Below are 25,326 nucleotides of genomic sequence, written 5' to 3'. Positions count from 1 at the left end.
GTCGGCCTGCCCATGGCCCGGCGGGTGAGCCAGCGGCACGAACACTTCCTGGCGACGCTGATCCCGCTCGCGCATGTAGTCCTTGATGATCGTGTAGCCGCCGGTGAAGCCGCGCTCGTCACGTAAACGGTCGAACACCCGCTTGGCCGTATGGCGCTGCTTGCGCGGCACCTTCAGGTCTTCCTCCAGCCAATGCTCGATGGTCGAGACAAACGCATCCAGCTTCGGCCGCCGGATCGGCAACTGACGCTGATACCCAGGCGGTGTCGAATACGACACCATCTTGGAAACGCTATCGCGAGATATGTTGAAATGCTTTGCAGCCTGACGCCGGCTCATCCCTTCCGAAACAGCCAGGCGAACTTTGAGATACAATTCCACGGTGTAGATCCCCTTGTCCCTCCTGCGTTCAATGCAGAAGGAAGATAGGTGGCCGGATTTTACTCCGCCCCTACGACGTGATTATCACGCCGCTACCGTGGCAGACTTTTGCACCGCCGCTCTCAGGGCGACGCTATGGACAGATTTCGAGATTCCTTGGGGCGGGAACGACGATGAATTCACGGTCGATGAACGACGAGCGTTCGCGATCAACTTCTGCCGTCGCTACATGCTAGATTTCCGTGAAATCTTCCGGTCCGATGCATTTCCTGAAGGCATGCCGGGACTGGTAACCAGTCGCGAGTTGATTGCCCGCCACGCAGAAAGCAGAGCATTCATCAAGGCGGAACTAGACAAGCCGTGGCAGGGTAAGACGGTCGTCGTCAGCCACCACGCCCCCACACCGCGATCACTCATTGAACGTTTTCGCGGCCATCCAAGCAATGCCGCATTCGCATCAGACCTCAGCGAAGTGTTCCATCGCGGCAAGCCTGACGTTTGGGTCCACGGACACATCCATCAGTTCTTTGACTATGTCGAGGGAGGGACACGCATCGTATGCAACGCCGTTGGTTACCGCCACGAGCGAGGGACGAACGGATACAGGCCGGGCTTCGTAATTGATCTTTGATCCGTAGCTGGGACGCACTTCCTCGCACGAGGATTTCTTTCCAATCACAATTTTGGAGCTATCATGGCCAGCGCCTTGGTACTGAAGCCATTGAGGAAAAATGGCCACTGCACATACCTTCCTACCTTCTTAAAGATGTCCTTGGGTGAACGAGTCGAAGTGGAGGGGTTCGCGGCCGAGGCGGGGTTCGATTGCACCGACGGTATTTGAAAGCCTTTCGGGTCTCGGCGAGATTTTGAGTTGCTAAGAAGCAAGCTGGCCGCCGCAGGGCACGCATTCAGGTTTGACCATGATGCCGACGGGCCTTTCGATCTACAGCGTTTGCATCTTGCGACACCAACAAGGATTGCCTTGGAAACACTGCCGAGGTTCGAGCTTCATGACCTATCTGGATGGTGCCCGGTACAGGCTGGAGGTCTGCTCGATGGCTGATACTTCTATTTCCGCGCCCGAGGATCGTACTGGCGCTTCGAGTGGGGAGGGAGCGAAAATCGGACCAGGTCACCAAGATGGTGGCATGAGGAGCCTTGGCCGTCAGTAACCGGGTTTGAAGCAGGCTATATGACTGATGAAGATGCCATCGGGTGTATCCTGAAAGCCGTCGATTTCTATCGGCGTGGTGACAACAAGGGGTTCATGCCAAGCGATCCTGATTATGAACGGACGATTCTGGATGGCTGGTCTGTAGGCGCGATCAGTCTTCAGATTGCGAGCATCCGCTTGGGTCTCCCACTAGCTGAAGTCTTCACTCGCGCCGAGCAGCATGGTGTCGAGGTGCCATATATCGCGAAGCGGGAGTTGGCTTATTTCGAAAAGCAGCCGGGAAAACGCCTCAGCCGTAAAGTGGAATGATCAAGGAAAAGGCTAGGCTGACGGACTGGCTGCTCGGAAACCGCTTCCGACAAATGGAATTGATGGGGATGATTTCTGGCCGGTCTGGACTTAGGCCTGCGTTATCGCGCTACTACTTTCACGGTTGACCTTGGAGCTGATCATGACATCGAGTAAGCGCATTAAGCATCTGAGTGCGCTGACGCGGGAGTTTCTAAGCGCCGGTGAGGGCGAACAGGTCGATTTCAAGAAAGTACCTGACGGAGTTAGCGCTGACGATCTTGTTGCGTTTGCCAATTCACCCACTGGCGGGCAGATACTTGTCGGGGTTAGCGAAGAAAATGTGGGTGGGGCTCAGGTTGGCGTCGTTCGCGGCTGTGACGTTTCAGATGGCGCAATGCTTCAGATTGCAAACAAAGCAATCAGTTGTATCCCACCAGTTCCGATTGAAATGTTTATCGAAAATATGGACGACAAGCCGATTTTGCGGATTGCTATCTCGTCCAGCGAGACAAAGCCCCATTGCACGCAAAAAGGTGTCTATAATCGAAGAGATGGGTCGAGAAATAGACCTCTTCACCCCTCGGAACTTTTGCGCATCTTTTTGGATGCAGAAGGAAAAGCTTTTGCGGACAGATTTGAGGCTGCTGCCGACCGCATAACGACCGAGCTGTCCGGCTTGGAAAGTACGCTCGATGACAGCATCAGGAGTATGGCGGATCAATTGGGATGGGCGGAATCGCAGCTAGACGATAGCGAGAGTAACATTAGAGCGATTTTAGGCTTGGTCCATCGGATTGAGGGCAAGGCCGACAATATCAATATTCGTACGCGAACGCTGTTTCGACAAGATAAACGCAACGATCCGGTGCGGGATCGAGAGTTCAATAAGTATGCCGGCAAAATCGTAGAAGCAATCGATGAGCGCAAGGAGTTGCTCGAAACGATACGGAAGGGCGGGTCACTTCAACTTAAGGATCACAGCGGCCTCTCGGAGGAACTGACGATGGATGACGCGGAGAAGGCGCTAACAGCGGCAACGAGCCATATTCGACGCCGTGAAGATGAGAAGAGATACTCTGTAAATTGTAAGACGCCAGGAAAATGCAGCGGTCAGGAGCTTGATGACTTCTGTAAGATCGTTGCCGATGGCGGCGAAGTTGCAGAAGGCTTGAAAGATAGATTGAAGGAAGCTTCTCGACTGGGGTTTATCAAATACGATGGGGCGATAGTTGGAACTGCAGCTATCAAAAAGCCTAAGGTTACTTATCGTGCCAAGGTGTTTGCGAGCGCGAACAGTGGCCGCGCCCCAAAAGATTTTCCGTACGAGTTGGGTTGGATATACCTCCAAGACGCACACCGCAAGAAGGGGCAGATGACCAAATTGATTGGCGAACTTATGCCTCTCGCAGGAGACAGCAATTTGTTCGCCACAACCCGGAAATCCAATGTCATCATGCAAGAAATGCTGCATCAGCTCCATTTTCAGCCAGAGGGCGATGAGTATCCGTCTAAGCTAAAGCCTGACGAGACTGTCGTTTTGTATCTGTGTGATCGCAGCCAGATTCGGTCATAGGCGGCCTCTAAAAAGGGCAGGAAATCACTCGACGCCGGAAAATGCGTCCCCGCTTATCGAGGCAGTTTCCCAACAGAGATTTTATTCCCGTTCCTGTTGCCGCATGAACAACGCAGTCTATCCTTGAGGTGCATCAGATACTGGTCCCCAAACTCTCGGGCAAGTGCTCGATGATCTAGCCAGGATACTCTGTCGCATCCGCCGCATTTGGCACCGAGAACGTCCCATTTCGCCATGCTCATAAGCGTACGGTAGCTGGTTCCGTCATCTTCTTTAAACTCAGCAGGAGGGAATGGAGCAGCAAGATCGATGCCACGACGGTGCTTCATTCCCTTTGCCGATGAAACTGGGGTGTCCATCCCCTTGCAATGCCGCAGCTGAGATAGAGTGAAGCCATCTCTAGTTGATTGCAGAGATGCTCCGCGTGAATAGCCCCGAGTTTCATAAAAGCCCTCGGGTTATATTTTCTGCTGCTTCTCGAACTCGACGGGCGACAGCATCCCGTTTCTGACATGTTTGCGTTTCGGGTTGTAGAACATTTCGATGTAGTCGAACACGTCCTGGCGTGCTTCATCGCGTGAACGGTAAACCCTGCGACGTATCCGTTCTCGCTTCAGAAGATTGAAGAAGCTCTCGGCCACCGCATTGTCATGCTAGTTGCCGCGACGGCTCATCGAGTGAACCAGATTGTGGTGCTTGAGGAACGAGGCCCAGTCCATGCTGGTGAACTGCGAGCCTTGGTCCGAGTGTATCAGCACCTTTTCCTTCGGCCTGCGTCGCCACACGGCCATAAGCAGAGCCTGGAGAACAGCATCGGTGGTTTGGCGGCTCTGCAGTGCCCAACCGATCACACGACGTGAATAGAGGTCGATGACAACGGCAAGATAGGCGAAGCCCTCGCAGGTTCGAATGTAGGTGATGTCCGTCACCCAGGCAGTGTCTGGAGCCGTCACGTCGAATTGCCGGTCGAGCGTATTATCAACGACGACAGACGGTCTGCCACCATATATGCCGGGACGGCGTTTGTAGCCGATCTGCGCCTTGATCCCGGCGAGACGCGTCAGACGCGCAACCCGGTTCGGGCAGCACATCTCGCCCTGATCGAGAAGATCGTCGTGCAGCTTGCGATAACCGTAGACCTTGCCGCTTCCTTCCCATGCCTTCAGGAGCAGCTCGGTCTGTCGCTTGTCCTCTTTGGCTCGCCTGGATTGCAGATATGTAGGAATAGTGCTCAAACGCTGGAGTTCCAGTTGAGGGTATATCGAAGTGGCAGAAAACGAGCTTGAATCGCGCATGTCGCAAATGCGGTTTGACACCGAGAATCTGCTTAATCTGATAGCCACGTCCAATATCGTACTGGATGCCCATCAGCTATACGATCCAACCTTCCACGAGGAGCATGCCGCAGAAGCGGAGAAATGCCATATCTATATGATTGGTCATACGCCAACTGTGAAGTTTGAGACGGCTTCACAAGAACAAAATAAGGCGTCGTTCATTTACTCCGTCTCTGGTGAAAGCCACACAGTGCAAGCAAAGATGCCTGCTGGTGGCATTTTGAAGCTAGATCAAGGGGCTTACATTTTGATGCCCAATGGCCAGAAAGTCTGGCCAGATCAATGGGCAATTGGAAAGGAGCTTTCCGCGCAGTGTGGAGGCTTTGACTTCAATGTCCTTTATGTCGGCCAGGCATTCGGAAAAGCAGGGAGCCGAAGCGCACTTGACCGGTTATCAAAGCATGAAACTTTACAAAAGATAGCAATCCAAGGCGTGCCGGATGGGAGGCGTCTGTCTGTGCTCCTAGTACAGATTATGCCAGGAACTCGGCTGATCACAGTCTTCAATCCGCATGCGAAAGAGCAAGACGAGGATGGAAGCCGCATAGACCTCGGCCTCGATAAACTCTATGGCACCAATGAAGCCGAGCGCACTACCTTGTATGAGGCGTCGTTCATCCGTTATTTTCAGCCAAAATATAACCGAGTATTCAAGGATAGCTTTCCATCTACAGACATGAAATCCCTCTTGGCCTGTTATGAAAAGGACATTCAATCTGTGGTCGCCGAGTTTGGCTTTGATAATTTTCCATACCTGCTCTGTTCGGACACAGTTCCTAAAAGCGACCATCACATCGCTCATCATGACTTACACGCCGACGAGGACAGGAAATTCTTTTTCTACGGCAAGGGGTAAGGAGGTCCGCTTTGGCGCTTCTGCGTCATGACGGCCATCGGCCCAAACCAGTCATTCATAACTGCGAGCAGATCATATCTGATCACCGCCATGTGACCTACGAAGGTGGTCCGTCAACCAGTCGATGAAGACACGAACCCGGGCCGTCAATTTCTTCGATGAAGGATAAAGAATGGAGACTGGGGCGGCGTAGTCCGTCCAATCGTCCAGGACGCTGATAAGCGCTCCGGTATTCAGATGGGTGACCACTGTCGAGCGGAACAATTGCCCGATACCCAAGCCTGAAAGGATCATGGAGCGCTGGCCCGTACTGTCGTTTGAGAGCAGATTAGTGTCGCTGATTTCGACGACCCTATCACCTTGCTTGAACACAAGCGGCCGGGCCTCTCCAGTCAGGGCTGAAAAGTACCCGATGATGTCGTGCCCCTGTCGAAGCTCTTCTGGCGTCACGGGCCGGTCCCTCGTTGCGAGATAGGTTGGACTAGCGCAAGTGATCAGACGATCCATATAGATCGTCCTGGCGATCAATGAGGTATCCGGCAGGTGGCCAACCCGGAGCACGCAATCCACGGCTTCTTCGATAAGTGCAACCGGTCTGTCGCTGATCCCTATGACCAATTGGATGTCCGGATAAAGTGCACGGAATTCCGTCAACGCGGGGATGACCAGAGTGTTGGCAAGCGACGAAGGCACGTCGATACGAATACGTCCGCTCGGGCTCGCACTGCTTTCACGCACGGACAGATCGGCATCCTGCAGGCCGAGCATGACTTGGCCGACATGCTCATAGTAGGTCGTGCCTTCGGCGGTCAGGGCCACACTGCGTGTAGAGCGCTGCAGCAGTTTCGTGCCCAGATGAATCTCAAGGTCAGCCAGTAGTTTGCTCACCGTCGATTTCGGCATTTCGAGACTCATCGCAGCCTTGGATAACGACCCCGTCTCGACGATCCTCATGAACGCTCGGATAGCGCTGAATTGATCCATGGCTCTCTTTGCTCTTCAATTGTCCATCCGCATGGAAAGTCATTTCAACGGGAGGCCCTAAATCTCTTGTCCATTGAAACGTAAATCCTGTCCACGACAAACGACAGGAGTTGAGAATGTCTGACAAGACCACCCGCCAGGCGCAGATATTGGAAGAACGTTATGGCATGGGACATGAACCGAAAGACATCATCTGGAACGACCAGATCGAGCACATGATGAGCCACCGCTCGGTTCGACGATATCTTCCTGATGCCTTGCCTGATGGTGCGCTGGAAACGATGGTGGCAGCAGCTCAGTCGGCCTCGACTTCGTCCAATCTCCATATGTGGAGCGTGATCGCGGTGACCGACCCCGAGATGAAATCGGAGCTTTATCGGACATCCGGTCACGGCAATCCATTCATCGAGGTCGCCCCAGTGTTCCTGCTTTGGGTCGCTGACCAGTCGAGAAACAATAGGATTTCGAAGGCGAATGGTGGAAGCGCCATTGTTCACGATCATCTCGATGCATTCGTGATGGCAACCATAGACGCGGCACTTGCAGCGCAGAACGCAGCCCTTGCGGCGGAGTCGCTTGGGTTGGGCACCGTCTACATCGGCGGGATGCGTAACAAGTCGAAGGAAGTCGCCGATCTGCTCGGGCTGCCCGATTACGCTTACGTCACGTTCGGCATGGTAGTTGGCTATCCGGCACCTGAGGCGCAGGGGCGACTGCGGCCGCGCCCATCCCAGGACGTTGTCCTACATCAAAACCGTTATGAAGCGGATCGGGCATCCAGAATTGCCGCTTACGAGGAACCTTTCAAGCATTTCCGCGAGGACCTCTGCATGAAGGAAAAGACCTTTGTCGGGGCGGTAAGCTCTTCCGCAAACGATCTGCTTTCCATGGACGGACGCGAGAACCTCAGGTCCACCGTCGAAGGTCGAGGGTTCAAGCTTCGATAGTTCGTCGCTCGGAACAAAGGCCCCGCTAAAGCTGATCGCAGCAAGGTCTTATGACCGCTTCTGGCGCGAAGCGGAAGAGAATGTCTTAAGGTCGGTGGCGGGCTGTGCGGCACTAATCTCTGTCTAAATCGGCCACCAAGAGCTTCGGTGCGCGTGATAACCAAGCATGGTCGGCCCGTGGTGTTAGCGCGGCAACTCCCGACATTTAAAAAATCCGTAGATAAATTTCATTTCGGAAATGGGGCGGGAAGACCGCTGGATTTCGGATTTTCCTTGTACCTACCTGAACGATGGAGCCACTGCGCTTTGCTCTTGAACCTGCAGAGGGCTCATGCGAGCGTGCCAGCGATTGCCTAACGGATCATATATGCCCGGCAAAGGGTAGCAGCGGTCAATAAGCGAGAAGTCGCTAACGTTCATCGTAGCTATCGGAAGGCGATGGACCAGGGCACAGGCAGCGATGTGAAGGTCCTGCCCATTTCTTGGCTTCTTCGCGCGTGCGTGGCCAACGACTAGGTTTCGCAGTCTCGGATCGGCAGCAAGGACGCCCCATACCTCCGCGACCTCCCTGGTGGTATCTAAGATTGGTAGGCCAGCGGTGACTGTTCGGCTGTACCAGTTACTCAGTCGTACCGCCCGAACAGGATCGCTACTGGATGCCTCCGCGATCCCAAGCTGAAATTCCATCAGGGCGGCAGCGGGAAGGAAGAGGTTGGCGCTTGTGTCCAGAAAGCGTATGACGTTTGGGTTGGGCTGGCGCTTACTTACCTCGCTCAGCACGCATGTATCTAGCAAGAAGCTATCCGTCATTGCCTGTCCCCACATTGGCTAAGCGGAAGGCTGGCTATTCTTGGTAAATATATCGTTAAATCGCTGAATCTGGTCGAATCGCAGAGTATTGTTCGGCGGCGCGATAATTTTTACTGACTTGTAATAAAGTTATTTTGAATGTATCTCGGATATCTGTTTCGGAGCTAAACTCGTAAATTGTATATGTAAACTCATATTACGATTTATCGCCGGTTTAAGATTAGTCAGCTCCAAAGGATTTCTTCTTGAAGAAGGCTTATGGTCATCGATAATTCACCGGAATTCCTTGAGCTATCCTCTCAGGATGCGGAATTGAAACGCTTTTTTGATCGGGTGCGCACCGCGAAAAGACTTATCGTCAGAGATGGTGGCGAGGAATTTGTCGTCGAATTGCGACGAGTTACGATCACCGATGAAGCGCGGAAGCGCCTGACACAGGGCGGTCCGGACAGCTCGTCTTAAAAACAATCGCACTACTATGAACGCGCTCCGGTGCCACGGATGAAGTGAAAAAAGCCGCGTTGGGCTTCCTTAGCTAAATTGCGTTCTACCCACTCTCGGTCAGAGTCATCAAATGCAAATGCGAATTGCCGGGCTTGCCGCACTATCTGCTTATTGTTCTTTTGCACAAACACGTCCTCTCCCTCGCGGAAAGATCGGTCGATAGCATCGCGCGAGTTTGCTGCGATGAAAGCCAGCTTCGGACCGATAGGAAGCGTGAGGAGAGAGTTCTTAGAACGGAACGGGTAGTCACGCCGGACTGGGCGATCTGATGTTAGAAGTCTGCGTCCCCCTCTGATCGTTCGCACCTGCCAGTGCATGTTGGCAATCCGGGTCGAAATCTCGTGGTGATCGGCCATGTCAGCCATGATCTTAACGCCCAATCTTTTTCCGTAATCTCGTCCCATTGAGGCGATGTATTCCTTAAGCGTCGGATGAGCGTGGCCACGCATTTCGGGAAATTCGGCCAAAAGTTTCTGATAACGCCCTTCCATGCGTTTATTGGGGTTTTCCCAATCGGAGCTGATGTTGGCTTTAGCCGAACGAACATCCTCTGGCCCACGAACCAGAAGTGAAACTAGGAACCACGTCCACGCATAACGTTCATCGTCAGTCCAGTGGCCGTCTGCGCCGCTTGTTTCCAGTCTGCATAGCATCCTGCTGGCAAAATCGTCCTTAGGCTTCATCAGCTGACTTTCGACCGCTTCCGCTTCGTCTCCGGAAAAGCCATCGAAGGAGTAGCCGTTCAGCTCCCAGCCAACTCCCTTCGGCGCTTTTCGATCAACCGCGATGACACCAGGTCGCCAAAGAGCGTATCTGGTCAACATACGCGGCACTCCAGAAGCCCAGCGTTTTGAATAGAAAATGGGGATATAGTGATGCACAGCAGGTGGTGCTGGAAAGGATTGTTCAGTCAAAACAGACCACTACAAAAACAAATGAGGGAGTTTGGGCTGATTGTACTTTTAAGAATCGCAGTTTGCATATTAGATTTTGCGCACAAGATTTTTTCTGCTTTGAGGGGGCCATGGCTGAGGCGCAAGTCGATTTGGAACGTGGGAAGCTTCGGTCGCTTTCCGTAAGAAATTTTCGTTGCATCGGCAGCAATGCGGTGAAGGTCGATCTCGATGACATCGTCGTCCTCGTCGGACCAAATAACTCAGGAAAAAGTTCGATTTTACGGGCTTATGAGATCGCCATGAGTGAAGGATCGAAGGCGGGGCAGCTTAAGCAGGACGATTTTCCGAACGGCAATGTCGATCCAGAGAACCCTGTAGAAATAGAGCTGGTAACCGAGGTGATTGTTGGAGACCCTGGCAAGCAATGGCTCGGTGATCTCGACGGTAAGCCTGTTGTTGGCGAAGGCCGCAAGTATGTGAAGGAAAAATGGGTTTGGACTGCCGTTGGCAAAGGGACTCGTTTCGGCTGGAATGTGGATTCTCAAGCCTGGGATAGCAAAAAACCGTGGGGCTGGGCGAACGTCGCCAACGCTCGCCGCCCTGCCGTACATCCCGTTCGGGCGTTCGATCCACCAGAAGCCCAAGCCAAGCAAATTCATGACCTGTTGAGCAAGGCAATTCTGGATTCCGCCAAGCTACTCGAAAAGGATGGCGTCAAAATATACGAAAAGCTTCTCGGTGACATAAACGACTTCCAGAAGCTCGCGCTCGACCATAACAAAGGTAAGATCGAAGAGGCCGAGAAAACTCTCAACGATATAGTCTCATCGATTTTTCTGGATCATGTAGTCCAATACATCCAATCTTCTGACGCTTCAGAATCGGCTCTCAAGTTGTTCCCAGACGGCGGTCGACTGACAACGGGGCATAAGGACGGGCACATGTCCGACCTAGAGTCGCAAGGTAGCGGCGCGAGGCGCACGATGCTTTGGGCGACTCTGAAGCTTCTTAAAGACAGCGCGACCGATCAGAAGAAGGCAAATGTTCTTCTCATCGACGAGCCGGAGCTTTGCTTGCATCCGAGCGCGATCCGTGACGCCTGTAAGGTCTTGTACGACTTGGCGTCGAAGGAAGGGTGGCAGGTGATGGTGACAACACATTCCCCTGTATTCATCGACCTCTCTCGTGACAACACTTCCGTCGTACGCGTGGAGCGGAAAGCAAAAGGTGAGATCGTCGGTACGACGCTATACCGCCCGGAGGCTGCACAGTTGAGCTCCGACGACAAAGCCAATCTTAAACTGCTGAACCTCTATGATCCTTACGTGGCCGAGTTTTTCTTTGGTGGTCGCGTCGTCTTGGTCGAGGGAGATACGGAATACTCGGCTTTCCGTTTAATCATGAACGAGGACAAGTCCTTCTCTGATATTCACGTAATACGCGCCCGAGGGAAGGCCACCATCGCCTCTCTTGCAAAAATCTTGAATCAGTTCGGAGCCTCGTATTCGATCCTCCACGATACCGATACTCCTAAGACCATGAGCAAGGATAAAAAGACAGGCGAGCAGAAAGAGATCGTCAATCCAGCATGGACGACCAACGGAAACATACTGGCGGCAGTTGAGAAGCAACTGGAGGCCAAGACAACCCGTCTCGTCGCATCACGAGTTCATTTCGAGGCCGCTTTCTTCGATACTGCCTTAACTGGTGAAAAGCCGTATTCGGCTGTGCGCGCGCTCCAGGATGATGGAGAGCGAAAAAAGGTCGTGACTGAACTATTTCGCGGTTTGATCGACCACGAAGCGAAGTTGCCAGAGGGTTGCATCGAGTGGGCAAAAATGGACGAACTGGAAGCGCTTTTTTAATGGCTACAGGGGACTGGTTGATATGACGCAGATTGCCGTCCGAAATCTGCAGAACAAATGCCCGATACGTGCCTGTTTTGCTCCATAACTCTCCAAGCTCCGCAGACGTCTTTAGGGGCGCTAATGTGCGTTTAAACTCCTCGTGCTGATTAAGCTACATTGATGAAGGAATTTTCAGCTGCTACGTCATACGGCAACAACTTTGGGTAAGTGATGACTATTTTTGTGGGCAGAACATGAGCGGTCAGTTGCGTGTCGATACGACTAGCGCAGAAGATAAATCGATTGGTTTCGACTATCAGTATTATTATTTTCTAAATGAATTGCTGAATCTGAAGGCTGGCCAAACCGCCGGTTTGGAAGTCTTGGACGACGTACACGTCGAGAGAGCCGACGGCACGCGATTGCTTGTCCAGCTGAAGCATACGGTGCAGACGAGTGCCCAGGGTAGTCCAATCAACCTGACGACGCTGGATGGAGACCTCTGGAAATCGATTTCGAACTGGTGCAAGCTGATTATCGACCCGGCCGACGGTCGCACTTCGATAAGTTCCCAGCTGGCCTTCCTAAAAGAGACCAGCTTCCTGCTTGCATCCAACAAGTCGGAGAACGACAAGAACGCCTTCCTAACTTCTTTGAACGCCTTCAAGTCATCCGGCAAATCTTATGCTGAACTCGTTGCGGATATAGTGTCACTCAGAGGCTCGACCAGAGACATCACGATCCAGGGCTATGTCGATGATGTCCTCGCGCTCGACCGGGGTGTTTCCGAGCGGTTCTTCCAAAATCTATCTTTCGCGCTGGGAAAGAATGAAATCATCGATCTTTGTAAGACATCTATCGCCGAAAAGCAGATACATCTGTCGCGGATCGACGACGTTTTCAACGCGGTCGATTCCGAAGTGCGGCAGAATTCCTTCGTCACCGTTAAAGCGGGCGGCAAGATTATCCTTAGCTTTGACGAGTTCAATCAAAAATACCGACGACATTTCGATAAGGCTCGTAGCGGTACGCTGCTGTTTCGACAGTTCCCACCTTTATTACCTGAAAACCTGTCCGAGCAGACATTCATCAAGCAGTTGGTGGATATCGACGACATTGCAGCGGACAACACGGAGTTCCATACTAAGTTTACCACCAGACGGCTGCACTTCCGCGACAACCTAGAACGGCTCATCCAAGATGGAGACATCACCCAATCTGATGTTGATGACTTGGAAGATGAGGCCGCCACCATGTGGGAGGGTAAATTCCTCGAAGTCTACCCTGGCCTACGGGTATGTGGAGACGAGGGCGCTTCTGCCCGCGCAATTGTCGGCCATTTGCGGCAGAGAAGGCTGAGCCTCGCTTCTCAGGAGCTTCCGATCCCTATGAGCAATGGTGGATTCTACGATCTTTCTGATCGCCCGGTTATCGGCTGGCTGACAAACTGGAAAGATCGTTACAAGTGAAGGTCAGCTCGTATTACAACAACCTTGGTATCAACGCATTCGCGCTCTCTGTCGTCCTAGAAAAGGCTGGCTACCTCACCCTTCCAAAGATTGCGTTGATCCTGCCGATTGTGGCGCACCGCGAGACGGTCAGAAAGCTGGCTGATGGCAGGTTCCGCTTTGTGAGCTTCGAACAGTACCTAATCGATAACATCCAGCATTTCTATAATTTCAACGAACGCTATACGGCATCCCTAATTCCCACAGTGAGTGCTCTGCAGTTCCTGTGTGAGGTCGGTGTAGTTCGGCTGAAGGATGAGGGCGCAGTGATCGCGTCCGCTTTGCCTTACAATCCAGAGATGGGCAAAAGAGCCGAGCGGGTGAACCGCGCTTCAGCCAACATAGCTGCTCTGATCTCAGGAAGGGCAGACGTTTTCTACCTCAATGCGCGGATCAAACTATGAAGTTTCATATCGAAAGCTTGCAGCTTTGGCTCAAAGTTGGAGTTAGACGCAACATTACGTTTTTGCCAAACAAGGTAAACATAATTACTGGCGCGAGCCACACTGGTAAAACGGCCATCCTGGACATCATCGACTACTGTATGTTTGCCAGTGACCATCGCATCTCAGAAAGCATCATCAACGAAAACGTCTCGTGGTATGGCCTCCGCCTTCACGTGAATGACAAGATTTACATGCTGGCTAGACGCGCGCCGCAGGGGACGTCAGCATCGCCTGATTACTACTTCTCTTCGACAGGTGATGTCCCGGATGCAGAGCCAAATCCCAATATCAACGAAAGCGCCCTGAAGAAGCTCCTTAGCGCCGATTTTGGCATTGATCAGGACGTGAAGATTCCGTTTGGTGGAAGGACGTTGCAAGCGGGCTCTCGCATATCCTTCCGCTATTTCTTGCTCTTCAATACAATCTCGCAAGACATCATCACGCACAGTGATCAGTTTTTCGACAAGCAAAACCAGGCCCGGTACCAAGAGGCGTTACCGCGTATCTTCGATATTGCTGTGGGCATAGACACGGTCGAGAATATACTGAAACGTGAGAAGCGCTCGGAGTTGGAGCGAAGCCTTGCTCGTCAGCAAAAGCTTTCCGCGAAGACGGAGGAAAAACGCGAGCAGTTCGGTGTGCAGCTAGCCGAGACGGTAGCTCGGGCCAAAGGATTTGGCCTCGTTGCCGAAGACACAGGTCCCAATGCGTCGATGACCGCTTTGAGAAATATGGTTGCAGAGCGAGAGAGTGGCCCGGACCCGAAGGTGTCTGCAAAGTATGAAGAGATTTCTTCAGAGCTGTACCGAGTGTCGCGGAAGATCAGGGGGCTCCGAAAGTTTGCTCTGGAGTACGGAAATCATAAGACGACCTTAAAGGAGACAGCGGACAGCCTTCTGCCGGTTGACTACCTGATTAGAAATTTCGATGAAACGGTTCAAACATCCGTGTTTGACGACATCCTCAGAAGTCTTTCCAGCGGCTTACAAGAAATAAAGGCTGCTTCTGCTCGACGGACGCCGCTTGATAGCAACGTCGCGGAGATCATCAAGGGGCTGGAGGCACATCGCGGAAAGCTTGAGCAGGACCTTCAAGGGCTGCCTGCCGAGATCGAAAACTTCGAGAGCGATAAAGATAAGTACATCTTCATTGGCGAAACGAAAGCTAAGCTGGAACTCTATGGTGATCCGGAGTCAGACCCGCCCCCTGACAACAGTGAGTTGATTAAGAGCCTGGAGGCTCAGATCGATGAACTCGTCGTGTCACCGGTCGAAGACCGCAAAGAGCTATTCATCAAAGCGCTAGACGAGGCGATCCAAGACTACATCACACTGACGAAGGCCGCTCTCGGAAACTACGGGGAGTATCGCTCCGCCTTTAATTATTCGCAGAAGAAACTCCACCTTCGCAAACCGAAGACTGCTTCGACCGAGAACGTCGGTAGCAGTTCTAATCACATGTTTCTTCACCTGTTCCTCTTCTTAGGTCTGCACGAGTTGATAATGAGGAACGGAGGCATTCATGTTGCGCCCTTCCTGATTGTCGATCAGTTTTCTCGGCCGTATTGGGGCGAGGATGATCAGAAGACTGGGGACGGGGAGGAGGATGTCGACGAGAGCGACGTCGCGAAGGTGAGGCTGGCCCTCCATCTCTTGGATCAGTTCATCATAACAGCTAATGAAATGGGCAATGAGTTTCAGATGATCGTATTCGAACACATCAACCCGCGTTATTGGGAAGGGCTTGAAAACGTACATCTTGTAGAGACTTTTCGGGACGGCAACGCACTCATACCATTGACAATCCATTAGGACAGGAAGCTGAGCGGCTTTGCTCGCAAAAGAAAATGAGCTACCTGAAGCGGTTGCTCAGGCCCCAAAGTCTGAACAACCGCATATCCCGATCAGGTCTGTCGGACTTCGATCAAATCCGCGACGCCAGCCGGATCGTCCAATGTCGAGAATTAGCCGAGAGCATCGTAGTCTTCGTCCACGATCTTATCGCCAGATTCGTCAACGGGCCATCTAACGATATGCAGCAGGAGCGTCATCGTCTGGTGATGCTGGTAAGCCAAGCTCGGTGCGAGCAGCCGCAAAATCTAGGTCGATGATCTGTAGTAATCGCTCTCCTAGGGCGGCCGTCGACCTATCTGCGTCTGACCAACGATAAAATGAGCCGTCTTGTAGAGATAGTACCGCGAAATCGTCTGGGCGGTTTTCCGCAGGGTGCCGGGCGGCTACGGTTGCCAACGCAGCTCGCGCCAGATTTCCTGCTAAAGTATGGCGCGTATTCCAGATATGAACCGCCGTTCTTCGCCCGCCTATCTCCAAGATGAAATTCGCAGTAAAATCAATCTTGAAATACCCCCTAGGGCTGACGAACAGTAAATGACCACTTGGCTCAAGGTCGCCAGGATTTTGTTCGCGCCAGGTGAAGAAGCGCTCAATCGCTCTCCTCGCAGATTCGCGCTCGGAAGGCTTCGTGATAAGCTGTGTTGACGCTAGGCTCGCTTCCCGTGACAGCCCTTCAAATGCAATTCGTTGAATACGTTGCCGAAGGCTACGATGAAAATCGTAACCGCCGCTGCTCGGTTGATAGCGCTCACGGATCAACCGGCGTTGAGGGCGAGGGTTCGCATTGATGAGCTTTAAGTATGCGGAGAAACCAAATTTTGGAACTGACATGACCTACCTTTGTCTCGCGCTCTGAAGGCGCAGATTATTGCAATCACTCGTTATTTGGTGTTTGTGGCATGGTCGAAAGAGCCATCATGGAGATGCCGTATGGCGTAAACTTCAGGCCACTTTGACATCGTAATGTTGCCACGAGCTATCCTTAGCGGAATCCCTGCCGATGAGGCCAACTCGCTAGGAGAATTGCGGTAGTGGTAAGCTAGTCGGGGAGGGGCGAGGAAATGGCGGGCGAACATGTCCGCTTGATCTTCCGTACTTTCGAGCGCTGTCATTTGCTTGATCGCCTGAACCGATCCCTTCCTATCCGTATGCATTTGCGCGTTCTTTTCTTCATGCAACAGGTAGTGGCCAAGTTCGTGCGCCAGCACCAATCTTGCCTCCGGATCATTGTCGCACGCCGCTCTGTAGAGCGACCGTCGAACGAAAATTCTATTGTTGCGAGGATCGGCTGTCGCTTCTGTTTCCATGTCGCCATCTCTCATGATGATGAGACGGAATTCCGGGAAATGCTGGACGAGTTTAAATTCGAGGATAGAAACGATATCGACTCGCTCTACATGAGCAATTTCGAAATCGTTTCTGCACCTCAAGGTCTCGACCATCATCTCCGTGCTTGTCAGGCCTCGGGATGTGTAGTGGTCTTTGCCCATTTGTTCCTATATCCGCTGATCTTCACCACGTTAGACGGCATAGTTTCAGAAGATGACTGTCCAGTTGTCTCAAGCAGCGCCCTTTGGTTGCGGATCAACTTTGCAAACGTATCGACCGGAAGGCCAAGGAATTCGCAGAGTCTCTCATGCTCGATTTCAGTTCCGACTGGTTCGCCAGCTTCAAGCTGACTGATTATGTCTTCCTCTACTTCAGTTTTCTCAGCCAATTCGCGGAACATCCACTGGCTCTTCTGACGTTGGCGTCTCAGCATGTCGCCAAAAATCTTCGACGCGGCCCGAATAGCCACGTCATCCTGATCATCTTTCATTTTGGTCATCCACTACAGGAGTTGTCTGCGTGAGCTAGGGCAAGGATCAAGTCACCTTGCCCTCGCCACTTACTTACGACGTGCGGGCTCACCTTTGGTGTCGCCGCGCCCTGGTTTGGGAATACGTTCGACCGTCGTCGTGCCAGGACGACGTTCGGCTTCCTTCACCGGTATGAAGTGACCGGTTTTCGAATCTCTTCCAACATCGAAGGTTTTTCTGTCTGCCATTTCGTCTCCTTTCAGGAGCTGTGTGAAACGCGACAAGCCAACTCGACTCTCGGACCCGAATCCTCCTATAGTGCTTTTGCTTAAGGCTAGGCGGATTTGAATCTGTCAGTCATGCGAATGCTTGAAGCACTATTCGCAAGTTGTCGTGACCGAGATTGCCGTCTCGGTTGCGACTTCGCGGAGGAAAATCCTCCTTCTCAAAAACATCCTCCTTTTGCTTGCCGATTCGATTAATATCGTAGTCCGAAGTCGTATATTTTGCAATATAAAATCATTAACAAGTCGTTAAATTTCAGTATTTTACGCCATTTTACTAAATGTAATTGGAGGCGCTGTCGCGTCTTAATGTAGAAACGCAAAAGGGGCGACTCCTGTTGCTTTGCAGCCAGTGAGTCGCCCCCGTTTCTAAGAGGTCAATTCTTATTTATCGCTAACTTATGAATGTTAAGTAGCTCGGTTGCTTTCTCAAGAATCCTGCTCTTGACGTCAACTGCTTGGCTCTGCGGTTGGTTGCGGTGAGGTTGACTGGACTGATCCAGTCAATCTCACCTACGGCGATGTTACCGTGGACGAGACAATGACTAAGCTAGCGGTGAGGCAATCAGCTGCAACCGCTCGTCGCGCCACAAGTGTCGCACTTCTCGCACGTACCATTGCGCACCATCGTAAAGTTCTGGCACTCGCTGCAAATGTTGCCCGTATACCCCTGCATGATCGACTTCATGCGGCGGTCGGCTTCCACCTTCTTGGCTTCGGCCTTGGCGGAGGCGGCATCGGCTGCGGCCTTGTCGGAGAACAGTGCGGTTGCTGCCTGTTCGCTTTCAGTCGCAACGGCTGCGTCCTCGGCAATCTCTTCAGCCAGTTCCTTGGCGCGTTCCTCGTAATCGCGCTTGAAGGCGACGATTTCGGAGGTCGAGATGGCGACGGTCGGTTCCAGCTTGCGGGCGGCAGAGCCGGCAAACGAGGAGCCACCCAGCGACGTTACCGTTGCCGAGGCGCGGGCAGGGGCGGCCGTGGCCGATCCCTTCGGATCGCCGGCGGCGCGGTCGATGCCCTGGCCACCCTGGATCAGGGTCGGCTTGTAGCCACGGGTCCAGCCGGTCGACACGAGCTGCGTCTTGCCTTCTTCGATACCCTTGCCGAGTGCCGTGTTGGAGAAGTCAGACGTATCGACATGCGCCAGATCGTGGCGGCTGAGGTAGGAGACGGCGAGTTCGCGGAACACGTAGTCGAGGATCGACGTGGCGTTCTTGATTGCATCATTGCCCGTCACGATGCCGGCCGGCTCGAACTTGGTGAAGGTGAAGGCCTCCACATATTCTTCGAGCGGCACGCCGTACTGGAGACCCAGCGAGATGGCGATGGCAAAGTTGTTCATCATCGCACGGAAAGCGGCGCCTTCCTTGTGCATGTCGATGAAGATCTCACCGATGCGGCCGTCGCCGAATTCGCCGGTGCGCAGGTAAACCTTGTGACCGCCGACATTGGCCTTCTGGGTGTAGCCCTGACGACGGTTCGGCAGCTTTTCACGTTCACGCGACACGCGCTCGATGATGCGCTCGACGATCTTTTCGGTGACGGTGACAGCCTGTGCGGCAGCCGGTGCCTGGATCAGCTCTTCGAGAGCGTCTTCGGCATCGTCTTCGTCGATCAGCGAGGCGTTCAGCGGCTGGGAAAGCTTGGAGCCGTCACGGTAGAGCGCGTTGGCCTTGAGGGCCAGCTTCCAGGACAGCATGTAGGCTTCGCCGCATTCCTCGACGGTGGCGTCGTTCGGCATGTTGATCGTCTTGGAGATCGCACCCGAGATGAACGGCTGGGCAGCAGCCATCATGCGGATGTGGCTTTCCACCGAGAGATAACGCTTGCCGATCTTGCCGCAAGGATTGGCGCAATCGAAGACGGCGAGGTGTTCTTCCTTGAGGAAAGGCGCACCTTCGAGCGTCATCGCACCGCAGACGTGGATGTTGGCGGCGTCGATGTCCTTGCGGGAGAAGCCGATGTGCTCGAGCAGGTTGAAGCTCATGTCCGACAGCTGCTCGTCGGAAACTTTCAGGGTTTCCTTGAGGAAGTCGGCGCCAAGCGTCCACTGGTTGAACACGAACTTGATGTCGAAGGCAGCCTTCAGCGCACCATTGACGGCTTCGATCTTGTCAGCCGGGAAACCCTTGGCGGCAAGCGAGGACGGGTTGATGGCCGGGGCCTGGTTGAGGTTGCCGTGACCGACAGCATAAGCTTCGATTTCGGCCAGCTGGCTTTCCGAATAACCGAGCGTGCGCAGCGCTTCCGGAACCGCACCGTTGATGATCTTGAAGTAACCGCCACCGGCGAGCTTCTTGAATTTCACCAGTGCGAAGTCGGGCTCGATGCCGGTCGTGTCGCAATCCATGACGAGACCGATCGTGCCGGTCGGCGCGATAACGGAGACCTGGGCGTTGCGGTAACCGTGCTTTTCGCCGAGTTCCAGCGCCTTGTCCCATGCGGCCATGGCATGCACGGCCAGATCCTGATCCGGGTTCTCTTCGTGGATGAGAGCGACCGGATCGACCGACAGGGCTTCATAGCCTGCAGTTTCGCCGTGAGCGGCGCGGCGGTGGTTGCGGATGACGCGCAGCATGTTGTCGCGGTTCGGCGCAAAGCCCGGGAAGGGGCCGTGTTCCGATGCCATTTCAGCGGACGTGGCGTAAGAAACGCCGGTCATGATGGCGGTCAGCGAACCGGCGATCGCGCGGCCTTCGGTCGAGTCATACGGGATGCCTGACGACATCAGCAGGCCGCCGATATTGGCGTAACCGAGGCCGAGCGTGCGGTATTCGTAAGAACGTTCGGCAATCTCGCGGGACGGGAACTGCGCCATCATCACCGAGATTTCGAGAACGACGGTCCACAGGCGAACGGCATGTTCGTAATCGGCGATGTCGATACGCTTGGTGAGCGCCGACTTGAACTGCAACAGGTTCAGAGACGCCAGGTTGCAGGCGGTGTCATCGAGGAACATGTATTCCGAGCACGGGTTCGAGGCGCGGATCGGGCCCGCGGCCGGCGAGGTGTGCCAGTCGTTCATGGTGGTGTTGTAGTGCAGGCCCGGATCGGCAGAAGCCCATGCGGCGTAGGAGATCTTTTCCCACAGGTCGCGTGCCTTCAGCGTCTTCATGACCTTGCCGTCCTTGCGGGCGGTCAGGTTCCAGTCGCCGTCGTTTTCGACAGCGCGCAGGAAGTCGTCCTTGAGGGAGACGGAGTTGTTGGAGTTCTGGCCCGAAACCGTCAGGTAGGCTTCCGAATCCCAGTCGGTGTCATAGGTCTTGAAATCAAGATCCTTGTAACCCTGCTTGGCGAACTGGATGACGCGCTTGACGTAGTTTTCCGGAACCTGATCCTTCTTGGCAGCACGGATTTCGCGCTTGAGGGCCGGGTTCTTCAACGGGTCGAAGCAATCTTCGCCATCGGCCTCGCAGTTGACGCAGGCCTTCATGATCGACTTGAGGTGACGGGCAACGATCTTGGAACCGGTGACGAGAGCGGCAACCTTCTGCTCTTCCTTCACCTTCCAGTCGATGTAAGCTTCGATATCCGGATGATCGATGTCGACAACGACCATCTTGGCCGCACGGCGGGTGGTGCCGCCCGACTTGATGGCGCCGGCAGCGCGGTCACCGATCTTCAGGAACGACATCAGGCCCGACGACTTGCCGCCGCCGGAAAGCTTTTCGCCTTCGCCGCGCAGATAGGAGAAGTTGGAACCGGTGCCGGAGCCATACTTGAACAGGCGGGCTTCGCGCACCCACAGGTCCATGATGCCGCCCTCGTTGACGAGGTCGTCCTCAACGGACTGGATGAAGCAGGCATGCGGCTGCGGATGTTCGTAGGACGACTTGGACTTGGTCAGCTTGCCGGTGAAGGGGTCGACATAGAAGTGGCCCTGACCGGGGCCATCAATGCCATAGGCCCAGTGCAGGCCGGTGTTGAACCACTGTGGGCTGTTCGGAGCAACGCGCTGCGTGGCGAGCATGTAGGCAAGCTCGTCCTTGAACGCTGCAGCGTCTTCTTCCGTGGAAAAATATTTGCCCTTCCAGCCCCAGTAAGTCCAGGTGCCGGCGAGACGATCGAACACCTGACGCGCGTCGGTTTCCGAGCCGTAACGCTCGTTTTCCGGCAGATCCTTCAGCGCCTTCTCATCGGCAACCGAACGCCACAGGAAGGAAGGAACATCGTTTTCCTCGACCTTCTTCAGGAATTTCGGCACGCCGGCCTTGCGGAAATACTTCTGCGCCAGAACGTCGGTGGCGACCTGCGAAAACTGGGTCGGAACCTCGATATCGGCGAGACGGAAAACGATGGAGCCGTCCGGGTTGCGGATCTCGCTCACCGCCTTGCGGAAAGCGATCTCGCCATAAGCCCCGGTCTCGGGCTTGGTGAAACGACGTTCAATGCGCATGGTCTCGTCCTTAGTTCGTGGCGCCGCTCTGGGCGCAAATCTTCAGCGCCGGCCGCTCGCCATCATGGGCAGCCGGTCGGATTCGATGATCCAGGTGAATCAGCAGTGATTGCCTACCTGTATCTTGTGTCCGATGCTGGCTGCAAACACTAAATATAGCATTAACAGATTATTTTACCAGCCTTGAACACCGCATTGGCAGACATTCGAACGCGCACGAAAACCCGTTGCCGAGCGATCATCATGACCGGCCCGAACCATTCAGGAAATCTACAAATCGAAGAAGGGCCGGCCTCGTTATTTCCGGTCCAGTCGCCGCCGCAACATGGGATCATTCATGCCGAGTCGCAGGCTTTGGGTCAAGGGCTGGTCTGCCACACTTTTTTAACCACAAGATATTGTGGTTGGGGGCTGTGGAAAACGGGGAGAAAAAATAGCCTTTGAATCTCAGAGGCTTGCGAGAAAGTTTTACGGGCTTGTGGACTGATGAGCCGGAAAATGAACGGCCGTGCACCACAAAAGCGACGATAAATTGCCACATTTTCCGGTGGATTGTGTCGCGCCGGCGTCAGAGCGCTTGCGCCTGTGGCTTAGGCATCGCAGCCCCCCTAAATATGGAAGGAGCGGCGGTGAGAAGGCGTGAAGGCTCTGTTTTTCGTGCCGAAATGAGACGCCTTGCGCATTTGGAAGACCAGCCCTGCATGGAAAGGGCTGGCCAGCATTTTCACGGGCGAATCAGTTGTCGCCGAAACGTGAAGTTTAGCCGCGGTGACCCTTGGCGATCGGCTCCTGATAGGTGAAGCCCATGTCCCAGGGGAAATAGATCCAGGTATCCTGAGAGACTTCGGTCACGAAGGTATCGATGGTCGGCACGCCTGACGGTTTTGCATAGACGCAGGCGAAATGCGCCTTCGGCATCATGGCGCGCACTTCCAGCGCCGTCTTGCCGGTATCGGTGAGGTCGTCGACGACCAGCACGCCTTCGCCGCCATTCTCCATCAGTTCGGGCGAAATGCCCTTCAGCAGAACGGTATCGCCCTGATTGACGTAATCATGGCGGGTGGCGATGCAGACGGTGTCGATCATGCGGATATTAAGTTCGCGTGAGATGATCGCCGCCGGTACCAGACCGCCACGGGTGATGCAGACGATGGCCTTGAAGGTTTGGCCAAGGCCGGACAGGCGCCAGGACAGGGCACGGGTATCACGGTGGAACTGGTCCCAGGAAACGGGAAAGGCTTTATCGGGAAGAGACATCCGACGGGCTCCGCAAGCAATGTGTGAAGGAAACGGGCGGCCGCGCCGGTGAGAGCGGAAACGCCAAAAGGCCGGTTTTCCGGCCTTCTTGCAGCCTGTCATAGCGGCAATTGCCGATTAAAGGCAAGCAGGTGGGCGATGTGGCTGTGGATGAGCGGGGTAATTGTACCAACTTGCCGGCCGGGGAGCAGGCGCTATGTCCGGGACGCGCCGTGCCGTGCGGGACGCGCCGTGCCGTGACTGTGCCCGAGAGAGGCGCAAGAGCGGCGTGCGCGCATCTGTTGCATGAGATGTGGATTGGACCGGAATGCCGTCTGAAATCGAAGCCCTTTACCAGAAGATCGTCGCCTGCGTTGAAGCGGCGCTGCCGGATACCGGCTGGATTGCCGCGACCTATCGTTTTAACGCCATCACACGCTTTTCCGAAGAGGCCGGAATGTGTCGGCTGGATGCCGGTGAAAACAAGTCCTTCGTCGTCGAGGACGATGCCACCGATGCCCTGAAGGAGTTGCGCACCGCCATGGCCAAGGCGCATGCAGAAAAGCATGCCTGGTATTCGGCGACGGTGACCCTGATGCCGGACCGCAATTTCAGGTTTGATTTCATTTACGACCGGCTGCCGCCCTTCAAGATAAAGCCGTCGCAGGATAAGTGGGCGGCTGAATTTCGTACCTATCCGCGACCCGACATGCAGGGGCCCGGTATCGAGATATGCACGACCTGCGGATCGGAAGAACGGCAGGCGGTGGTGCAACACGGTTCCTATCTCTTGCGCTGCAGCGGATGCGGCACGGGCATCGTCGCGACCTCCTTCAATGCCATCAGCCAGACAGACGACGTCTATTCCGCTTACGCCGATCCCGGCTTTGGCCAGCAAATCACCGAGGACGCCCTGATCGGACATGGACCATTGCGGGAGATCGCCGACGCGGTGAGCTGCGTGGCGATCGCGGGCGGGACGGTGCTGCTGCTGGCGGCCACGCGGCATTGGGGTGTGGAGATGCGATGGCTCACGCCATGGGAGGCCGTGGAGGATAACGCCGGAAGCGAAAGCTTCCGCGCAGGCTTCGAGCACGAATTGCGCAAGGAAGTCGGGCCGGGACACGTGCTTTGCGGCCTGAATGCCCGACTGATCGGCCGTCGTTACGATCGTGATACCGCGCTTTTTCTGCTTGATGACGGGCGCATTGCCAGAGTGCATCTGACATGGCGACAGGATACGGAAATCGATCCGCGCTGGCCGGAAACGACGATATACGCTGACCCGCATGACTGGTGGAACCGCGGGCTTGCAGAAGATCATGCGGATTGGACGAGCGCGTGAAACCGCGCGGCTCGGGCTGGATCAGGGCGAAGCAAATATCCGCACACATGGAGCACCCGTGGAAGACATGGTGGAAATCGAGGGGCAGACCTATCGGGTCATGCTCTTCAGCAATGTCGTCGACGACATGATGTGCCTCGAATTGTGGGATACGCACGACACGATGATCGCCAGCGTCAACTACCATGATCAGGATGGGCGCATGACTTTTGACGGCCTGGTCCAAGGCATCCCGCTGGGCGTCGTCGAGTGGATGATCGAGAGTGCCAGAAAACGCCTGCCGCCGAAGTTGCCGATATGATCGATAGAGATGCCAGAAGCCGGGCATCTGATCTCGTTGAGGATTATCGGAACGGTGCGATCACGGACCGCGAGTGGAGGAGGGGTTTCCCCCAGCGTGGCCGGACTGGGCATTCACGCCGGGCGCTTATCCTTTCCCTCGGTCCGAAAAATCCTAAGCAGGCCCGGGTGACTATTGGTAATGGAAGGACATGCAGGCTAGTTACACGCCAGACCGAGAGCAGTGCCGCCGCGCCTGTGCGGATTTGACCTTGCAGGCTTAGGCACCGTCATCGGGGCGATGTCAGCAGGCGTTCGAAAAACGGCAAAAGCTCGCGGTAGACATCGAGGAACTCATTATCTCCGCGATGGTTCGAGCCACGCGAAGCCATGAACAGTTCGTTCCTGAGGTCTTCCAGCGTGTCACGACGTTGCGCATTGGCTGCGTCTGCCGCTGCCTGAAATGAGCCGAAATGTTTGTATCCATTGAAAGACAAGGAGAACTCGGCAACGGCCGTGCGATCGTCGGCATCTGGCAGGTCTTCGATTTGCATATTGGTTCCCGACGCGGCTAGATCCG

General features: G+C 54.5%; 22 protein-coding genes and 2 pseudogenes. 12 read left to right on the top strand and 12 right to left on the bottom strand.

Going from position 1 to position 25,326, the window contains the following annotated elements:
- A pseudogene (locus tag GAO09_RS26220) lies at positions 1-381 on the bottom strand (IS21 family transposase); the annotation flags it as partial.
- Positions 382-394: 13 nt separating this feature from the next.
- Here GAO09_RS26220 and GAO09_RS26215 point away from each other — a divergent pair.
- From GAO09_RS26215 to GAO09_RS26205, 3 genes are all read left to right on the top strand, one after another.
- Positions 395-1,012 carry a metallophosphoesterase family protein gene (locus GAO09_RS26215; RefSeq protein WP_153359324.1) on the top strand — a complete coding sequence of 206 codons (618 nt, stop codon included), beginning with the start codon at positions 395-397 and terminating at the stop codon, positions 1,010-1,012.
- 561 nt (positions 1,013-1,573) lie between these two features.
- On the top strand, positions 1,574-1,864 hold the full coding sequence (locus tag GAO09_RS26210; RefSeq protein ID WP_153359322.1) for a hypothetical protein: 291 nt from the start codon (positions 1,574-1,576) through the stop codon (positions 1,862-1,864).
- Positions 1,865-2,006: 142 nt separating this feature from the next.
- A complete protein-coding gene (locus GAO09_RS26205; RefSeq protein ID WP_153359320.1) occupies positions 2,007-3,419 on the top strand; it encodes a GNAT family N-acetyltransferase in 1,413 nt (470 codons plus the stop codon).
- A 458-nt stretch (positions 3,420-3,877) separates the two neighbouring features.
- Here GAO09_RS26205 and GAO09_RS26200 read toward each other — a convergent pair.
- Positions 3,878-4,714 (bottom strand): annotated as a pseudogene (locus tag GAO09_RS26200) (IS3 family transposase).
- Between GAO09_RS26200 and GAO09_RS26195 the strand changes: the two are divergent.
- Positions 4,686-5,612 carry a hypothetical protein gene (locus tag GAO09_RS26195; RefSeq protein WP_153359318.1) on the top strand — a complete coding sequence of 309 codons (927 nt, stop codon included), beginning with the start codon at positions 4,686-4,688 and terminating at the stop codon, positions 5,610-5,612. The pseudogene GAO09_RS26200 and the gene GAO09_RS26195 sit on opposite strands and share 29 nt — an antisense overlap.
- 72 nt (positions 5,613-5,684) lie before the next feature.
- Here the strand turns inward: GAO09_RS26195 and GAO09_RS26190 are convergent, their stop codons facing one another.
- On the bottom strand, positions 5,685-6,596 hold the full coding sequence (locus GAO09_RS26190) for a LysR family transcriptional regulator (protein ID WP_153359316.1): 912 nt from the start codon (positions 6,594-6,596) through the stop codon (positions 5,685-5,687).
- A gap of 116 nt (positions 6,597-6,712) precedes the next feature.
- On the opposite strand from GAO09_RS26190, the gene GAO09_RS26185 reads away from it, so the two are divergent.
- Positions 6,713-7,543: a nitroreductase family protein gene (locus GAO09_RS26185; protein ID WP_153359314.1), complete on the top strand. Its 831-nt coding sequence runs from the start codon at positions 6,713-6,715 to the stop codon at positions 7,541-7,543.
- Positions 7,544-7,822: 279 nt separating this feature from the next.
- On the opposite strand, the gene GAO09_RS30390 is transcribed toward GAO09_RS26185, so the two are convergent.
- The gene (locus tag GAO09_RS30390; protein WP_338015102.1) at positions 7,823-8,353 is read right to left on the bottom strand and encodes a PIN domain-containing protein; all 531 of its coding nucleotides are present in this window, start codon (positions 8,351-8,353) and stop codon (positions 7,823-7,825) included.
- 312 nt (positions 8,354-8,665) lie between these two features.
- Here GAO09_RS30390 and GAO09_RS26180 point away from each other — a divergent pair, with 312 nt between their 5' ends.
- Entirely contained in the window at positions 8,666-8,815 is a 150-nt protein-coding gene (locus GAO09_RS26180) for a hypothetical protein (RefSeq protein WP_209018849.1), read from the top strand.
- 14 nt (positions 8,816-8,829) lie between these two features.
- Here the strand turns inward: GAO09_RS26180 and GAO09_RS26175 are convergent, their stop codons facing one another.
- A complete protein-coding gene (locus GAO09_RS26175; protein ID WP_338015104.1) occupies positions 8,830-9,738 on the bottom strand; it encodes a DUF4238 domain-containing protein in 909 nt (302 codons plus the stop codon).
- 143 nt (positions 9,739-9,881) lie between these two features.
- Between GAO09_RS26175 and GAO09_RS26170 the strand changes: the two genes are divergently transcribed.
- The 4 genes from GAO09_RS26170 to GAO09_RS26155 all read left to right on the top strand — a co-directional run bounded on the left by GAO09_RS26170 (position 9,882) and on the right by GAO09_RS26155 (position 15,365).
- A complete protein-coding gene (locus GAO09_RS26170) occupies positions 9,882-11,618 on the top strand; it encodes an ATP-dependent nuclease (protein ID WP_153359308.1) in 1,737 nt (578 codons plus the stop codon).
- A 236-nt stretch (positions 11,619-11,854) separates the two neighbouring features.
- Positions 11,855-13,069 (top strand): hypothetical protein, encoded by a 1,215-nt coding sequence (locus GAO09_RS26165; protein ID WP_153359305.1) that lies wholly within the window; start codon positions 11,855-11,857, stop codon positions 13,067-13,069.
- Positions 13,066-13,512 carry a three component ABC system middle component gene (locus tag GAO09_RS26160; protein ID WP_338015101.1) on the top strand — a complete coding sequence of 149 codons (447 nt, stop codon included), beginning with the start codon at positions 13,066-13,068 and terminating at the stop codon, positions 13,510-13,512. Before GAO09_RS26165 ends, GAO09_RS26160 begins: the two co-directional genes overlap by 4 nt.
- Positions 13,509-15,365, top strand: coding sequence for a DUF3732 domain-containing protein (locus GAO09_RS26155; protein ID WP_153359301.1), 1,857 nt, complete (start codon positions 13,509-13,511; stop codon positions 15,363-15,365). Before GAO09_RS26160 ends, GAO09_RS26155 begins: the two co-directional genes overlap by 4 nt.
- A gap of 213 nt (positions 15,366-15,578) precedes the next feature.
- Here GAO09_RS26155 and GAO09_RS26150 read toward each other — a convergent pair whose 3' ends face one another.
- The 6 genes from GAO09_RS26150 to gpt form a co-directional block, all read right to left on the bottom strand.
- Positions 15,579-16,238 carry a hypothetical protein gene (locus tag GAO09_RS26150; protein WP_153359300.1) on the bottom strand — a complete coding sequence of 220 codons (660 nt, stop codon included), beginning with the start codon at positions 16,236-16,238 and terminating at the stop codon, positions 15,579-15,581.
- 50 nt (positions 16,239-16,288) lie between these two features.
- Positions 16,289-16,852 (bottom strand): ImmA/IrrE family metallo-endopeptidase, encoded by a 564-nt coding sequence (locus GAO09_RS26145; protein WP_209018848.1) that lies wholly within the window; start codon positions 16,850-16,852, stop codon positions 16,289-16,291.
- Positions 16,853-16,863: 11 nt separating this feature from the next.
- Positions 16,864-17,226: a helix-turn-helix domain-containing protein gene (locus GAO09_RS26140; protein WP_209018847.1), complete on the bottom strand. Its 363-nt coding sequence runs from the start codon at positions 17,224-17,226 to the stop codon at positions 16,864-16,866.
- 69 nt (positions 17,227-17,295) lie between these two features.
- Positions 17,296-17,454, bottom strand: coding sequence for a hypothetical protein (locus GAO09_RS29755; RefSeq protein WP_209018846.1), 159 nt, complete (start codon positions 17,452-17,454; stop codon positions 17,296-17,298).
- 601 nt (positions 17,455-18,055) lie between these two features.
- Entirely contained in the window at positions 18,056-21,886 is a 3,831-nt protein-coding gene (locus GAO09_RS26135) for a vitamin B12-dependent ribonucleotide reductase (RefSeq protein ID WP_153359294.1), read from the bottom strand.
- Positions 21,887-22,645: 759 nt separating this feature from the next.
- The gene (gene gpt / locus GAO09_RS26130) at positions 22,646-23,143 is read right to left on the bottom strand and encodes a xanthine phosphoribosyltransferase (protein WP_153359292.1); all 498 of its coding nucleotides are present in this window, start codon (positions 23,141-23,143) and stop codon (positions 22,646-22,648) included.
- 307 nt (positions 23,144-23,450) lie between these two features.
- On the opposite strand from gpt, the gene GAO09_RS26125 reads away from it, so the two are divergent.
- Entirely contained in the window at positions 23,451-24,467 is a 1,017-nt protein-coding gene (locus tag GAO09_RS26125; RefSeq protein ID WP_153359290.1) for a hypothetical protein, read from the top strand.
- Positions 24,445-24,768 (top strand): hypothetical protein, encoded by a 324-nt coding sequence (locus tag GAO09_RS26120; protein WP_153359288.1) that lies wholly within the window; start codon positions 24,445-24,447, stop codon positions 24,766-24,768. Before GAO09_RS26125 ends, GAO09_RS26120 begins: the two co-directional genes overlap by 23 nt.
- 268 nt (positions 24,769-25,036) lie before the next feature.
- Here GAO09_RS26120 and GAO09_RS26115 read toward each other — a convergent pair whose 3' ends face one another.
- Positions 25,037-25,300, bottom strand: coding sequence for a hypothetical protein (locus GAO09_RS26115; RefSeq protein WP_209018845.1), 264 nt, complete (start codon positions 25,298-25,300; stop codon positions 25,037-25,039).
- Between the last annotated feature and the right edge of the window lie 26 nt (positions 25,301-25,326).

It is taken from the genome of Endobacterium cereale (assembly GCF_009617585.1).
Classification (GTDB): domain Bacteria; phylum Pseudomonadota; class Alphaproteobacteria; order Rhizobiales; family Rhizobiaceae; genus Neorhizobium; species Neorhizobium cereale.
This window is presented reverse-complemented; position numbering and strand designations above follow the sequence as displayed.